Source organism: Bradyrhizobium sp. U531, from assembly GCF_051710265.1.
Taxonomy (GTDB): domain Bacteria; phylum Pseudomonadota; class Alphaproteobacteria; order Rhizobiales; family Xanthobacteraceae; genus Bradyrhizobium.
Genome location: NZ_JASVEN010000003.1, coordinates 601,770 through 617,308 on the forward strand (window position 1 = coordinate 601,770; position 15,539 = coordinate 617,308).

Consider the following 15,539-nt stretch of genomic DNA (forward strand, 5'->3'; position numbering starts at 1 on the left):
CATCGGCGCCGCTCTTTTGCTTTTTGGCGCAGGTAGTGGCGTCTGTTGACATATTTTTCACGTGGGTCGTACGGTTCCAAATATTTACGGATTCCGAACTTGGGGAACTTTAACCTTCTCCGCAGTGTTTCGGAGATTCAATCGTGAAGCTGCTTTCATTTTCCGCCATTCGCTCCATCCAATTGAAGATCGCGCTGATCGCCGGCCTCTGCCTCGCGGTCACCTGCGTGGTGCTGATCGGCTACGGCCTGTTCTCGACGCAGAGCATGAACCAGTATGTGACCCACGAGGTCATGCAGCTGGTCGATCATCAGACCAAGGAGAGCCTGACGAACCGGGCCTCCACCGAAGCCAACGCGATCAAGGCCGAGCTCGAGGTGGGTTTCGACGCGGCGCGCACCACGGCGCATGCCTTCGCGACCCTGGCCGACGAGAAGACCGGCACTCCGATCGCGGCGCGGCGGATCCAATTCAATGCGCTGCTGCGTCACGTGCTCGAGCTCAACCCGGCCTTCAACGGCACCTATTCGGCCTGGGAGCCTAGCGCGCTGGATGGCGACGACGCGGCGTTCAAGGGCCGCAAGGACGTCGGATCGGACAATACCGGCCGCTTCCTTCCCTATTGGACGCGCAATGCCAACGGCGACATCGCCGTTCAGCCGCTGGTCGAGTACGACAGCAGCGAGCGCCATCCCAACGGTCTCGTGAAGGGCGCCTGGTACATCAATCCGAGCACGACGGGTAAGGAGAACATCCTCGGCCCGCTGCCCTACATCGTGCAGGGCAAGGCCGTCTTCCTGGCGACCATGTCGGTGCCCGTGATAATCGGCGGCAAGTTCCGCGGCGTTGCCGGCGCCGACTACAATCTCGATTTCGTGCAGAAGCTCGCCGTCAAGATCAACGGCTCGCTGTTCGAGGGCAAGGGCAAGGTCGCGATCCTCAACGATACCGGACTGATCGTCGCCAACAGCGCCAATCAGGACGTGATCGGCAAGAATGCTTCCGAAGCCGATCCGCGCTGGAGCGAGAGCCTCGCCATCGTCAAGGCCGGCAAGAGCGCGGTGCAGGACGATTCCAAGTTCACCAATATCGACATCTATGCGCCGATCCGCTTCGGCCTCACCGAGAACGCCTGGTCGGTCGTGATCTCGATCCCGCGCGACGTCGTGCTGGCGTCGGCGCGCCAGCTGGATGCCTCGCTCAGCGCCCGTGCGACGTCGAACACGTTCTGGCAGCTCGGCGTCGGCCTCGTCATCGTGCTCGCCGCGATCTTCCTGATCTCGTTCGCTGCCCGCAAGATCGCGCGGCCGATCCAGGATTGCGCCAATTTCGCCGACGGCATCGCCAAGGGCGATTTCAACCAGCAGCTCGAGATCGACCAGGCCGACGAGGTCGGCAGGCTCGCGACGTCGCTGAGCTCGATGCAGGGCGACATCAAGCGCAGCATCGAGCAGCGCGCCCAGGACCAGGCCGCTGCCGATCGCGAACGCAAGCGCACCATGAACGAGCTGGCCGACAGCTTCGAAGCGCAGGTGGGCGGCATCGTCGAGACAGTCTCGGCCGCATCCGGCGCACTGGAGACCTCGGCGGGATCGCTGAGCTCGACAGCCGAACGGGCGCAACAGCTCGCCTCCGTCGTCTCGGCCGCGTCCGATCAGGCGTCCGGCAACGTGCAGTCGGTGGCTTCGGCGACCGAAGAGATGGCCTCGTCCGTGGGCGAGATCAGCCGTCAGGTGCAGGAATCGGCGCGGATGGCGGGCGATGCCGTCGGCCAGGCGCGCGCCACCACCGAGCGCGTCAGCGAGCTGTCCAAGGCGGCCGCCCGCATCGGCGACGTCGTCGAGCTGATCAACACCATCGCCGGCCAGACCAATTTGCTGGCGCTGAACGCGACCATCGAGGCGGCGCGCGCCGGTGAAGCCGGCCGCGGCTTCGCAGTCGTCGCCTCCGAGGTGAAGGCGCTCGCCGAGCAGACCGCAAGGGCCACCGGCGAGATCGGCCAGCAGATCTCCGGCATCCAGGCGGCGACCAACGACTCGGTCGGCGCCATCAAGGAGATCTCATCGACCATCGAGCGCCTGTCGGAAATCTCGTCGGCGATTGCCGCCGCGGTGGAAGAGCAGGGCGCGGCGACGCAGGAGATCGCCCGCAACGTTCAGCAGGCGGCGCAAGGCACCCAGCAGGTTTCCTCCAACATCACCGACGTGCAGCGCGGCGCGAGCGAGACCGGCACGGCTTCCTCGCAGGTGCTGTCGGCGGCGCAGATGCTGTCCAACGACTCCGGCCGGCTGAAGAACGAGGTCAGCAAGTTCCTGACCAACGTCCGCGCAGCCTGAGCTTTCATCCGATCAAACGAAGAGCGGCGCCAAAAGCGCCGCTCTCTTAGTTGGCCGGTAGCATGATGTCGCTCAAAGGTAGTATCATCATGAATTGCCCGTAATGCTACGGGCGGGGCATTTCATTGATGGTTAAAGCGAATTTACGAGGCTTGGCCGAGTGCGGGTTCGGACGAGCGACCCGATTGGAATGATTTACTAAATCCGGTCTGGGGGGACCTGATGCGCAAGAATTTTCCGGGCACCGATGTCGACTATCCAGCCGGCGACGAGACGCTGATCGTTTCTCGCGCCGACCTGACGGACGAGCCCAGCCATTTCAACGAGCATTTTCTCGCGGCGGCGCAAATGCCGTGCCGTAATTCCAATCGCCTCGAGCTCGAGGCCGGCAGATTCCTCAATGCCATTCGCGCGGCGTGAGGAGGACGTTTCACCAGCGTTGCACCGCACAGGTTTTCGCGGACAACGTTTTGATAAGCATAAGCATTGAAGCCCGGGGCCTTGCGACGGCACCTTGACGTGAAACAACATCGTGTTGCGAACGTCGAGTAGTTCTCGTGAGGCCGACCGGTTCCGTCATTGGAATCGGCGCTCGCAAGAAGGAAGCCAGCGGTGCATTTCAGAATTGGCACGATCCTGCCAGCCATCATTTCGGCGCTTGCGCTGATGGGGGTGGCCGCAACCGGCTACACAGCCATCCACGCCTACCACGACCGTGAGGAGGCAGCGACCTTCGTCGGTCTCAACGGCATTTCGCAATCGTTGCTGCGCAGCGCCGGGCATTGGGCAAAGGAGCGCGGCATGACCAATGCGGCGCTGAATTCGCCCGAGCTGCTTCCGGCCGATCGCCGTTCGGAGATCGACGGTGTGCGCGCAACATCCGATCAGGCCTTCCGCGATGCCGTGCAACGCCTGCGCGACGTCCCGGCCATGAAGGGGGCCGAGCAGCGCGTCTCGGAAGCGGAGCGGGCATTCCAGAACTTCGAAAGCCTGCGGCGCAAGGTGGACGCAAATCTCGCCAAGCCCGGACCCGAGCGGGACCCTGAAGTGATCAAGACCTTTGCCCCGGCGATCACCGACCTGATCGAGGTGGCCGCCAACAAGCTGCGCTTGACGCTGGAGACGCTGACCAGCCCGCCGTCGGCGGCGATGGCGCGCCTCGTCGGCCTCCGCCACCTGACGGCGGAGATGGCCGAGAATGCCGGACGCGAACGCGCGATGCTCGGCGGCCTGATCAGCTCGCACGCGAAGCTTGCCCCGGACGGCATCGGCAGGATCGCGACCTTCCGTGGCCACGTCGAGCTCGCCTGGGAGACGGTCTCCCCGATTGCCGACCGCGTCGACATTCCGGCGCCGCTCGCGCGCGCCATCAAGCAGGTGAACGAGGATTATTTCCGGACGTATGGCGCATTGCGGGCAGAGGTCCTCGCGGCCGGTCCGGCCGGCGATTACAAGATCAGCGGCCACGACTATGTCGGCCGCGCGACAACGGCGATCAATTCCATTCTCGGGCTGGCGGACGCCATCGGCGCGGCGGCGGATACGGAAGCCGCTGAACAGGCGAAGGCGAGCGCCTCCAACCTGATCGTCAGCGTTGCGATCCTGCTCGCGAGCATTGGCCTCGTATTGCTGAGCTTCTGGGTTGCGATTTCGCGGATCGTGCGGCCGCTCTCGGCTCTGACGGGGGCGATGGACGAATTGGCGAGCGGCAATTTCGCGGTGGTTCTGCCCGGACTCGGCCGCGAGGACGAGGTGGGCGACATGGCCCACGCGGTGGAGACGTTCAAGGTCAAGGCCGAGGAGAAGGCGCACGAGGTTGCGGACGCCAAGATCAGGCAGGACAAGATCGCGGCCGAGCAGCGCCGCGACGACATGCACAGGCTTGCCGGCCAGTTCGAGACCGCAGTCGGCGAGATCGTGGATGCGGTGAGCTCGGCCTCGACCGAGCTGGAAGCCTCCGCCGGTGCGATGAACGCGACGGCCGCGCAAGCGCAAAAGCTCGCCGTCGTCGTCGCCGACGGCTCGCAGGAAGCCTCCGCCAACGTCCAGTCGGTCGCATCCGCGGCCGAGCAATTGTCCACCTCCGTCACCGAGATCAGCCAGCGGGTGCAGGATTCGGCACGAATGGCCAACGAAGCGGTTGGCCAGGTGCGGCTGACCGACGGGCATATCGACGGTTTGTCGAAGGCGGTCGGCAAGATCGGCGACGTCATCGAGCTGATCGACCAGATCGCGGGGCAGACCAATCTGCTCGCGCTCAATGCAACGATCGAGGCCGCGCGGGCGGGCGAGTCCGGTCGCGGCTTCGCGGTGGTGGCGTCCGAGGTCAAGGCCCTTGCCGCCCAGACGGCCAAGGCAACCGGCGAGATCACGCAGCAGATCACCGGCATCCAGTCGGCGACCCAGGAATCCGTCACGGCGATCCGTGACATCGGCGGGACCATCTCGCGGCTGTCCGAGATCGCTGCGGCCATTGCCGCGGCCGTGGAGGAGCAGGGGGCCGCGACGCAGGAGATCACGCGAAACGTGCAACAGGCCGCCAAGGGCACGCAGCAGGCTTCGACCAACGTGGCCGAGGTCGAGCGGGGCGCCGCCGAGACCGGCGCGTCGTCCTCGCAGGTGCTGTCGGCGGCGCAGATGCTGTCGCGTGATTCCAACCGCCTTAAGCTCGAGGTCAGCAAGTTCCTGAACGCGGTCCGCGCCGCATGACGCAGGCCGTCGCATAGCTGCGATGTCGATTTCGCAGTGCGGTAGCAGGGAATTGAATGCAGGATAGTTCTGGTTATTGGCGTTTCAGCCGGTGCTCGGGTAAAGGGGAATGGGGATCGCCGTGGGGGCGGCTTCCGTAGTCTCGCTTTGACCTGGAATTGCCTGGCGCATGATTGCTCTGGTCCGTATTGCCCTGAGCCGGCCCTATACTTTCGTCGTGCTCGCGCTTCTGCTGCTGATCATCGGCCCGCTCGCGGCGCTGCGGACTCCGACCGACATCTTCCCGGACATCCGCATTCCCGTGATCGGCGTGGTCTGGCAGTACACCGGCCTGCCGCCGGACCAGATGTCGGGCCGCATCACGACGCCGTTCCAGCGTGCGCTGACGACGACGGTCAACGACATCGAGCACATCACGGCCAATTCCTACAACGGCTTTGGCATCATCAAGATCTTCTTTCAGCCCAACGTCGACATCCGCACCGCCAACGCCCAGGTCACCGCGATCTCGCAGACGCTGATCAAGCAGATGCCGCCGGGCGCGACGCCGCCTTTGATCCTGAACTACTCCGCCTCCACCGTACCGATCATCCAGGTGGCGCTGTCGGGCGACGGCCTCACCGAGCAGAACCTCGCCGACATCGGCATCAACCAGCTCCGCACCCCGCTGGTCACTGTGCCCGGTGCCGCGATCCCGTACCCGTTCGGCGGCAAGCAGCGCCAGGTCCAGATTGATCTCGATCCCACGGCGCTCCAGGCCCGCGGCCTGTCCGGGCAGGACGTCGCCAACGCGCTCGCCGCGCAAAACCTGATCACGCCGGTCGGCACCCAGAAGATCGGCCAGTTCGAGTACAACATCCAGCTCAACAACTCGCCGTTGAAGATCGACGAGCTCGGCAATCTGCCGATCCGGACCGTCAACGGCGCCATGGTCTATGTGCGCGACGTCGCGACCGTGCGCGACGGCAATCCGCCGCAGACCAACATCGTCCATGTCGACGGCAACCGCTCGGTGCTGATGATGGTGCTGAAGGCGGGCGCGACCTCGACGCTCGATATCATCGCCGGCATCAAGCAGAAGGTGATTGACGTCAAGGACCAGCTGCCCGACGCGCTGAAGATCGGCTTCATCGGCGATCAGTCGGTCTTCGTTCGTGGCGCGATTCAAGGCGTCGCGGTCGAGGGCGTGATCGCGGCGCTGCTCACCAGCGTCATGATCCTGCTGTTCCTCGGCAGCTGGCGCTCGACCATCATCATCGCGGTCTCGATCCCGCTCTCCGTGCTGGGCGCCATCATCATGCTCTCGGCGATCGGCGAGACGCTGAACATCATGACGCTCGGCGGCCTCGCGCTCGCGGTCGGCATCCTCGTCGACGACGCCACGGTGACGATCGAGAACATCAACTACCATCTGGAGCAGGGCAAGCCGGTCGAGCAGTCGATCCTCGACGGCGCCAACCAGATCGTGACGCCGGCCTTCGTCTCGCTGCTCTGCATCTGCATCGTGTTCGTGCCGATGTTCTTCCTCTCGGGCGTCGCGCGCTTCCTGTTCGTGCCGATGGCGGAAGCCGTGATGTTCGCGATGATCTGGTCGTTCATCCTGTCGCGCACGCTGGTGCCGACCATGGCGAATTACCTGCTGCACGCCCATGTCCATCATGAGGGCGGGCCGCCGAAATCGCGCAATCCCCTGATCTGGTTCCAGCGCGGCTTCGAGGCGCGCTTCGAGCGTATCCGCGGCGGGTACCATGACTACCTCGGCCTCGCGCTGGCGCACCGTGCGGTGTTCGTGATCGGCTTCCTTTGTGTCGTCGGCGTGTCCTTCGCGCTGGTGCCGTTCCTCGGGCGCAACTTCTTCCCCGCGGTCGATGCCGGCAACATCCTGATGCATGTCCGCACCCAGGTCGGCACCCGTGTCGAGGAGACCGCCAACCAACTCGCCGACGTGCAGAAGGCGGTCCGCAAGCTGATCCCGGGCGAGATCGAGACCATGACCGACAACATCGGCATGCCGATCTCCGGCATCAACATGACCTACAACAACACCGGCGTGATCGGCCCGCAGGACGGCGATATCCAGATCAAGCTCAGGGAAGGCCACAAGCCGACCGAGGAGCACGTGAAGCTGCTGCGCGAGCAATTGCCGCGCCTGTTCCCCGGCGTCAGCTTCGCCTTCCTCCCCGCGGACATCGTCAGCCAGATCCTGAATTTCGGCGCGCCGGCGCCGATCGACCTGCAGATCCGCGGTGCCAACCTTGCCGCCAACTTCGCCTACGCGAACAGCCTGCTGGCCAAGGTCCGCAAGATTCCGGGCGTTGCCGATGCCCGCATCCAGCAATCGCCGAACGCGCCGACCTTCAATATCGATGTCGACCGTACCCGCGCGCAATATGTCGGCCTGACCGAGCGCGACGTCACCAACAGCCTCGTGGTCAATCTCGCCGGCTCCTCGCAGGTGGCGCCGACCTACTATCTCAACCCCGACAACGGCGTGTCCTACTCGATCGTGATGCAGACGCCGCAATATCAGATCGACTCGCTCAGCGCGCTGCAGACGCTGCCGATCACGGCCGCGGGCAATTCGCAATCGCCGATCCTCGGCGGCATCGCCGACGTCAGGCGCTCGGCCTCGAGCGCGGTGGTCTCGCAATACGACATCCAGTCGATGGTGCAGATCTTCGCGACGACCTCGGGCCGCGATCTCGGCGCGGTCGCCGCCGATATCCGGCAGGTGATCGCCGACACCGCCAAGGAGGTGCCGAAAGGCTCGTCCGTGGTGCTGCTCGGCCAGGTGCAGACCATGAACAGCGCCTTCACGGGCTTGCTGTTCGGCCTGCTCGGGGCAGTCGTGCTGATCTACTTCCTGATCGTCGTGAACTTCCAGTCCTGGTCCGATCCGTTCGTGATCATCACGGCGCTGCCGGCCGCGCTCGCCGGCATCGTCTGGATGCTGTTCACGACCGGAACCACGCTGTCGGTCCCTGCGCTCACCGGCGCCATCATGTGCATGGGCGTTGCCACCGCCAACAGCGTGCTCGTGATCTCCTTCGCCCGCGAGCGTTACGCGGAACTCGGCGACCCCATCGCCGCAGCGCTCGAAGCCGGCTTCGTCCGGTTCCGCCCGGTGCTGATGACCGCGCTCGCCATGATCATCGGCATGGCGCCGATGGCTCTGGGACTGGGCGAGGGTGGCGAGCAGAATGCGCCACTTGGCCGCGCCGTGATCGGCGGCCTGATCTTTGCAACCTTTGCTACGCTGATGTTCGTTCCCGTGGTGTTCAGTATGGTACACAAGAAGCAAGGCGCCACGGCCGCCGCCCCATTGGAGACCCCGCATGTCGCCCACTGAACCCCGCTCGCCGGTGTCGCGCCGGAAACTGGGCATCTTCGGCGTGGTGGCGCTGATCGCGGCAGGTCTCGTCGTCGGCACCGGCATTCGCGCCCGCGAGGAGCAGGGCTCCAAGCTGAAGGAATGGACCGACGACCAAGCCGTTCCCAGCGTCGCGGTGACGCTGCCGAGCGCCAAGGCGCTCAATGCCACCATCGACCTGCCGGGCCGCCTCGAAGCCTATTACCGCGCGCCGATCTTCGCCCGCGTCCCGGGCTATCTCAAGAGCTGGAGCGCCGACATCGGCGCGCGCGTCAAGGCCGGCCAGGTGATCGCAGAGATCGAGGCGCCCGACCTCGACCAGCAATTGCTGCAGGCCAGGGCCGACCTCGCCAGCCAGCAATCCAGCGCCAAGCTGTCGGAAGCGACCCTCAACCGGCGCAAGACGCTGGTCGCCTCCAACTTCGTCTCCGCGCAGGAGATCGACGAGCGGACCGCCGATCTCTCCAACAAGAACGCGGCTGTTCGCTCGGGCCAGGCCAATGTCGAGCGGCTGGAGGCGCTGGCCGGCTACAAGAAAATCACCGCGCCGTTCGACGGCGTCGTCACCGCGCGCGACACCGACGTCGGTGCGCTGATCAATGCCGGCGGCGGTTCGGGCCCGGCGATGTTCGTGGTCTCCGACATCACCAAGCTGCGCGTCTACGTCAACGTGCCTCAGAACTACGTGCCGGCGATCAAGATCGGCGCCAAGGCCATCATCACGCTGCCGGAATATCCGAACCGGAATTTCCAGGCGACGGTCGAGGCGTCATCGCAGGCCGTCGACGTTGCCTCCGGCACCACGCGCATGCAACTCGGCCTCGACAATTCGGGCGGAGAACTGATGCCCGGCGGCTATGCCAGCGTGAAGCTGAGCCTGCAGCGCGATTCCGCGCCGCTCAGCATTCCCGCCAGCGCGCTGATCTTCAACAGCAACGGACTGCGCGTCGCCACCGTCGGTGCCGACGACAAGGTGCTGTTCAAGCCCGTGACCATCGCCCGCGACCTCGGCCGCGACATCGAGCTCGCCTCGGGCATTGCCGCTGACGACCGCGTCATCACCGCGCCGCCGGACGGCCTCTCCGACGGCGATGCAGTGCGTGTGGTCGGCGCCAAGGGCAAGCCGGCCACCGCGTCGGAGAAGCAGGCGCCGAAGGGCTGAGCCGCTCTCTCGTGCCCCGGATGCAGCGCAGCACTCCCGGCGATGCGAAGCATCGTCCGGAGTGATGCGCTGCTGAGCCGGGGCCCATCTCTCCGCGCTGTACCGTGTATCTTTCTGGGTCCCGGCTCTGCGGAGCGGCATTGCATGCCGCACCGCGTCCGGGACACGAGAGCACGCTACGCCACCCGCCACTCCGGCACGTCATCGGCCGCCATCGTGATCTCGCCCAGGGACCCCACCGGCGTGCGATCCATGTTCAACAGGTGCGCCAGCGTCGCGCTGTCGCTCGCCGGAATCCGCCCAAGCGTGCGGCGATCGTCTTCCGTCCGCAGCATCACCACGCCGTGCTCGACATCGCCGCCGCGGCCATAGAGCACCGTAAAACTCTCGACCTTGCCCTTGCCGGAAGCCTCGCCTGCGAACTCCGGCACCGCGCGCTTGTTGCGGTCGGCCTCGGCTTGCACGCTCGTCTCTTGCGCCAGCGCTTCGCGCGATGCGGTCTTCGACACCACCAGCGCGTGGTGCTTGGTGACGAAGCCGCCTTGCCCGTACAGCAGGCCGAGCTTGGCGCCGTCGCGCACCTGCCGCACCATCGCGCACGCCGCATGCGTCATGTAGGTGTTGAGCGGCGCGCCGAAGAAGGTGAGGCCGCCCGTCACCGTCGGCTGCACGTCGGCGCCGAGCCCGAGCGTCCGCCGCGCCATCTTGGGCACGCAAGGGAAGCAGCTATAGAGCTCGATCGCGTCGAACTTCTTGCCGTCGCCGCCGGCGAGATCCATCATGGCCTTGAGCGCGGCGTTCTGCGGATGGCTCTCGTAGAACTGATCGCGCAGCAGATAGTCGCGCGGCTCTTCCGCCGAGGCGCCGCCGAGCGGATAGACCAGTCTGTCCTCCGCGATGCCGAGCGCGCGCGCCTTGGCAAGGCTCGTGAGCAGCAGCGCGCCGCCCATGTTGACGCTGGGATTGGCGACCATCAGCTTGTTGTAAGGCCAGGCAATCAGGCGATTATCCGCCGTCGGCGTCGTGATCTCCTCCGGCGCATAGCGCCGCTTCAGCCAGGCATTGGGGTTCTGCGCGGCGGCCTCCGAATAGCGCGACCACAGCGTGCCCGATTCCGCCATCGCTTCGCGCGGCGTCTGCCCCCAATGCGCGGAGGAGGCGGCCTCGTAGAACGGATAGACCGTGACGGGCCTGAATACGCCGAGCGTCACCGCCAGCGGCTTCTGGAACGCCGCGCCGCGCTTGGGCTCCTCGACATCATGGGCGAACGGCGTCCACGGCAGCTTGACGCCGGCGCGCTCCGCCTTGGTCGCGGTCGACTGCGCCTCCGCGCCGCAGACCGCGGCGACCGTGCATTCGCCGCGCGCGATGCGCTTGGCGGCTTCGTGGATGTAGCGGATCGGGCTCTCGCCGCCGACCGGGCCGTAATAGCAATGCGCTGGCGCCGCGCCGAGGCGCTGCGCCAGGAGCTTTTCGGGATCGCGATAGCGCCAGCTCAGGAAGTTGACGACGTCGAGCGACTGTACCTCGCCAAGCAGCTTCGCGCCGGCATCCGCCTCCGCGCGCCGCAGCGCCTGTTCGAGCAGGTCGAGCGGCTCGAGGCCCTCGGTGATCTCTTTCGGGCGATCGACGATCTCGCCGATGCCGACGATGACGGGGATGCGGTCTTCGGAAAGGCTTGTCTTGTCTGTCATGGGCTCAATTCACGGTACTAGTTGTTTCGTCATTGCGAGCGCAGCGAAGCAATCCAGACTGCCTCCGCGGAGAGACTCTGGATTGCTTCGCTGCGCTCGCAATGACGGGATGAGAGACTACTCCGCCACCAGCGCATTCATGTGCTCGACGGCTTCGGCGAACTCTTCCTTGAATTCCTGGACCACGGCGCCGGCCGACTTGACGCTGTCGATCAGGCCGACGCCCTGGCCGACGAAATAGCTGACGAGATCGTGGGCCCGCGCATTGCCGCTCGCCGCGGCGCGATCGATCGAGTTGAAGGCGTCGCGGCTGATGATGCTCTGCAGCGGCATCGGCAGGGCGCCCGGGCTGTCCGGCGCGCGGTCCCAGGCATCGGTCCAGACCGAGCGAAGCTGCCGGGCCGGCTTTCCGGTGCGCCCCTTCGAGCGCACCGCGTCGCGCGAGGACGCTGCGATCATCTTCTCGCGGAAGATCTCGCTCGTCTCGGACTCGACGGTCGCCAGCCACACCGAGCCGGTCCACGCGCCCGCCGCGCCCATCGCCATGCAGGCCGCCATCTGCCGCCCCGTCATGATGCCGCCGGCGGCCAGCACCGGCACGTCGCGGATCGGCTTGATCGCCTTGATCACCTCCGGCACCAGCACCATGGTCGAGACCTCGCCGCAATGGCCGCCAGCCTCGGTGCCCTGCACCACGAGAATGTCGACGCCGGCCGCGACCTGGCGCAGCGCGTGCTCCTTGGCACCGACGAGGGCTGCGACCGGCACGCCATGCTTCTTGCCCATCTCGATCATAGCCTTCGGCGGCACGCCCAGCGCGTTGGCGATCAGGCGGATCGGATGGTTGAACGAGACCTCGAGCAGCTGCAGCGCCGTCTTCGCGTCGAACGGCTGCGGCTGGTCGGCTGCGACCTCGGTGCTCGTCAGCTCGATGCCGTATTTCTGCAGGAGGTCGCGCGTGTAGGAGCGGTGCTCCTGCGGCACGCGCGCTTCGAGACTCTTCCAGGTGACGTCCTTCTCGCCTGATGTCGAGATGTTCTCGGGGATCAGCACGTCGATGCCGTAGGGTTTGCCGTCGACGTGATCGTCGATCCATTTCAGCTCGCGCTCGAGCGTGTCGGGCGTGTGCACGGTGGCCCCTAACACGCCGAAGCCGCCGGCGCGGCTGACGGCGGCGACGACGTCGCGGCAATGGCTGAAGGCGAGCAGCGGGAACTCGATTCCCAGCATGTCGCAGATCGGCGATTTCATGATCCTCTCCCGGCCGCCTTCGTCGCTGTAGTCGCTTGCTCCCGCGAAGGCTGCTCGACGCTAGCGCATCGTTGCCTGCGATGCCACGCCGGATTCGGCGGTGCATCTTGCGTGCAGACGCCGTGCGGTGGATCGGCCATTCCGCTGCACAAAATAAGCAGGGCAGGGCCCGCCGATTTGCCACTTGCGCTTTCGCCGGTGCCAGCAAATGCTGACAGGCAACAAAGCAAAACAACCAGGGAGCGCCAGCCGATGTCGTCAGCGCAAGCAAGTCCGGACAAGGCCAGGGAAGCCTACGATGTCGTCGTCGTCGGTGCGGGCTTCGCCGGCATGTACATGCTGCATCGGCTGCGCGGGCTCGGCTTCTCGGCGCGTGTGTATGAACGGGGCGGCGGTGTCGGCGGCACCTGGTACTGGAACCGCTATCCCGGCGCGCGCTGCGACGTCGAGAGCATGCAATATTCCTATTCGTTCTCCGAACAGCTCCAGCAGGAGTGGGACTGGAGCGAGCGCTACGCGCCGCAAGCAGAGATCCTGAAATATGCCAACCACGTCGCCGACCGTTTCGATCTGCGCCGCGACATCCAGTTCGACACCAGCGTCGAGCGCGCCGTGTTCGACGAGCGGGCGAAGCGCTGGTCAGTGACCATCTCCGGCGGCAAGACGGTGCAGGCGCAGTTCGTCGTGCTTGCGACGGGCTGCCTGTCGAATGCGCGCAAGCCCGATATCAAGGGCCTCGAAAACTTCAAGGGCCCGGTCTACCACACCGGCAGCTGGCCGCATGAGGCGGTCGACTTCACGGGCCTGCGCGTCGGCCTGATCGGCACGGGATCGTCCGGCATCCAATCGGCGCCGATCATTGCGGAGCAGGCGAAGCACCTCACCGTGTTTCAGCGCACCGCAAACTTCTCGATTCCGGCCCGGAACGCCGTGCTCACCGCCGAAGAGCGCGATACGTTCCGCAACAATTATCCGGAAATCCGCCGCTTCGCCCGCGAGGTCGCGCGCAACGGCATCTATGCCGAGCAGCCCGATCGTGGCGCGCTTGACGACGGCGACGACGTCAGAAACGGGAAATACGCGGCGCGCTGGGAGCGCGGCGGGCTCACTTTCATGTATGCCTACAACAATCTCGGCCTCGACCGCACCGCGAACGACACGGCTGCCGATTACGTCCGCGGCAAGATCGCCGAGATCGTGAAGGATCCCGCGACGGCCAAGCTGCTGCAGCCGAACAGCCACCCCATCGGCACCAAGCGCATCTGCATCGACACCGACTATTTCGCAACCTTCAACCGCGCGAACGTCTCGCTGGTGGACATCAAGACCAATCCGATCGAGGAGATCACGGCGAATGCGGTGCGCGTCGCGGGGAAGGACCATGAGGTCGACGCGCTGGTGATGGCGACCGGCTTCGATGCCATGACCGGATCGGTCGCGAAGATCGACATTCACGGCCGCGGCGGACAGACGCTGAACCGGAAATGGGCGGAAGGTCCCAAAACCTATCTCGGGCTGATGAGCGCGGGCTTTCCGAACCTCTTCATCATCACCGGTCCCGGCAGCCCATCGGTGCTGTCGAACATGATCGTGTCGATCGAGCAGCATGTCGACTGGATCGCCGATTGCCTCGTCCACATGCGCAAGAGCAGTGTTGCGACTATGGAAGCGGGCAGCCAGGCCGAGGACAAATGGGTCGCCCATGTCAACGAGGTCGCCCATGGCACGCTCTATCCGCAGGCCAATTCCTGGTACATGGGCGCCAACGTCCCCGGCAAGCCGCGCATCTTCATGCCTTATATCGGGGGCGTCGGCGTCTACCGCCGCATCTGCGACGAGGTCGCGGCGAAGGACTATGAGGGATTTGTGATGGAGCGCGCGGAGCAGCCGCAGGCGGCGGCGTCGTAAATGTCTCCGTCATTCCGGGCTCGCCCTGCGGGCGCCCCGGAATGACGGCGGGGCGGGCTTGTCATGACGAAACGTTGAGTTGCCGCGCCCGGAAATGCGTCCGGCGCCCTTGTCATTCGGCATTTGCGGTCTAATTAATGCAGGCGCATCTTTCTGCCGGAGCCCCCGCATGACCGACACCCCCGCCTACGTGCCGCCGAAAGTCTGGACCTGGAACAAGGAGAATGGCGGGCAGTTCGCCAGCATCAACCGGCCCATCGCCGGCCCGACCCACGACAAGGAGCTGCCGGTCGGCAAGCATCCGCTGCAGCTCTACTCGCTGGCCACCCCGAATGGGGTGAAGGTCACGGTGATGCTGGAGGAGCTGCTGGCGCTCGGCCACAAGGGCGCCGAATACGACGCCTGGCTGATCAAGATCGGTAACGGCGACCAGTTCGGCAGCGGTTTCGTTGACATCAACCCGAACTCGAAGATCCCCGCACTGATGGACCGCTCCGGTCCGGAGCCGGTCCGGGTGTTCGAGTCAGGCTCGATCCTGTTCTACCTCGCCGAGAAGTTCGGCGCCTTCCTGCCGAAGGACATCAAGACGCGCACCGAGGCGATGTCCTGGCTGTTCTGGCAGATGGGCAGCGCACCCTATCTCGGCGGCGGCTTCGGCCATTTCTACGCCTATGCGCCGTTCAAGATCGAATACGCCATCGATCGTTTCGCGATGGAGGTCAAGCGCCAGCTCGACGTGCTCGACCGGCGTCTTGCCGACAACGAATATCTCGCGGGCAAGGAGTACACCATCGCCGACATGGCGGTGTGGCCCTGGTACGGCGCGCTCGCCAAGGGGCTGGTCTATGGCGCGGGCGAATTCCTGTCGGTGCAGGACTACAAGAACGTGCAGCGCTGGACCGACCAGATCGCGCAGCGCCCCGCCGTGAAGCGCGGCCGCATGGTCAACCGCGTCTCCGGCGATCCCGCCAGCCAGCTCCACGAGCGCCACGACGCCGGCGATTTCGAGACAAAGACGCAGGACAAGGTCGCGCCCGCGAGCACGTGACAGATCGTGTCCGGCCTGCTACCTCGTTCATGCAACTACTGGCTGCATGGGGATATAGGTG

9 protein-coding genes are annotated in these 15,539 nt (G+C 65.4%); 7 read left to right on the forward strand and 2 right to left on the reverse strand.

Going from position 1 to position 15,539, the window contains the following annotated elements; translation table 11 throughout:
- Positions 1-143 precede the first annotated feature (143 nt).
- The 5 genes from QRQ56_RS19050 (at position 144) to QRQ56_RS19070 (ending at position 9,577) form a co-directional block, all read left to right on the forward strand.
- Positions 144-2,336: a methyl-accepting chemotaxis protein gene (locus QRQ56_RS19050; protein ID WP_438742187.1), complete on the forward strand. Its 2,193-nt coding sequence runs from the start codon at positions 144-146 to the stop codon at positions 2,334-2,336.
- A gap of 222 nt (positions 2,337-2,558) precedes the next feature.
- Entirely contained in the window at positions 2,559-2,756 is a 198-nt protein-coding gene (locus QRQ56_RS19055; RefSeq protein WP_438742188.1) for a hypothetical protein, read from the forward strand.
- Positions 2,757-2,948: 192 nt separating this feature from the next.
- Positions 2,949-5,045: a methyl-accepting chemotaxis protein gene (locus QRQ56_RS19060; RefSeq protein ID WP_438742190.1), complete on the forward strand. Its 2,097-nt coding sequence runs from the start codon at positions 2,949-2,951 to the stop codon at positions 5,043-5,045.
- A gap of 169 nt (positions 5,046-5,214) precedes the next feature.
- Positions 5,215-8,394 (forward strand): efflux RND transporter permease subunit, encoded by a 3,180-nt coding sequence (locus tag QRQ56_RS19065; RefSeq protein WP_438742191.1) that lies wholly within the window; start codon positions 5,215-5,217, stop codon positions 8,392-8,394.
- Positions 8,381-9,577, forward strand: a complete 1,197-nt coding sequence (locus QRQ56_RS19070) for an efflux RND transporter periplasmic adaptor subunit (RefSeq protein WP_438742192.1) — start codon at positions 8,381-8,383, stop codon at positions 9,575-9,577. The genes QRQ56_RS19065 and QRQ56_RS19070 overlap by 14 nt, the downstream gene beginning before the upstream one ends.
- Positions 9,578-9,753: 176 nt before the next feature.
- Here the strand turns inward: QRQ56_RS19070 and QRQ56_RS19075 are convergent, their stop codons facing one another.
- Positions 9,754-11,271, reverse strand: coding sequence for an acetyl-CoA acetyltransferase (locus QRQ56_RS19075; RefSeq protein ID WP_438742193.1), 1,518 nt, complete (start codon positions 11,269-11,271; stop codon positions 9,754-9,756).
- Positions 11,272-11,388: 117 nt separating this feature from the next.
- A complete protein-coding gene (locus QRQ56_RS19080) occupies positions 11,389-12,522 on the reverse strand; it encodes a nitronate monooxygenase (protein ID WP_438742194.1) in 1,134 nt (377 codons plus the stop codon).
- A 252-nt stretch (positions 12,523-12,774) separates the two neighbouring features.
- Between QRQ56_RS19080 and QRQ56_RS19085 the strand changes: the two genes are divergently transcribed.
- Positions 12,775-14,430, forward strand: a complete 1,656-nt coding sequence (locus QRQ56_RS19085; protein WP_438742195.1) for a flavin-containing monooxygenase — start codon at positions 12,775-12,777, stop codon at positions 14,428-14,430.
- Between the two features lie 169 nt (positions 14,431-14,599).
- Positions 14,600-15,478 carry a glutathione-dependent disulfide-bond oxidoreductase gene (gene yghU, locus QRQ56_RS19090; RefSeq protein WP_438742197.1) on the forward strand — a complete coding sequence of 293 codons (879 nt, stop codon included), beginning with the start codon at positions 14,600-14,602 and terminating at the stop codon, positions 15,476-15,478.
- Positions 15,479-15,539: the final 61 nt, after the last annotated feature.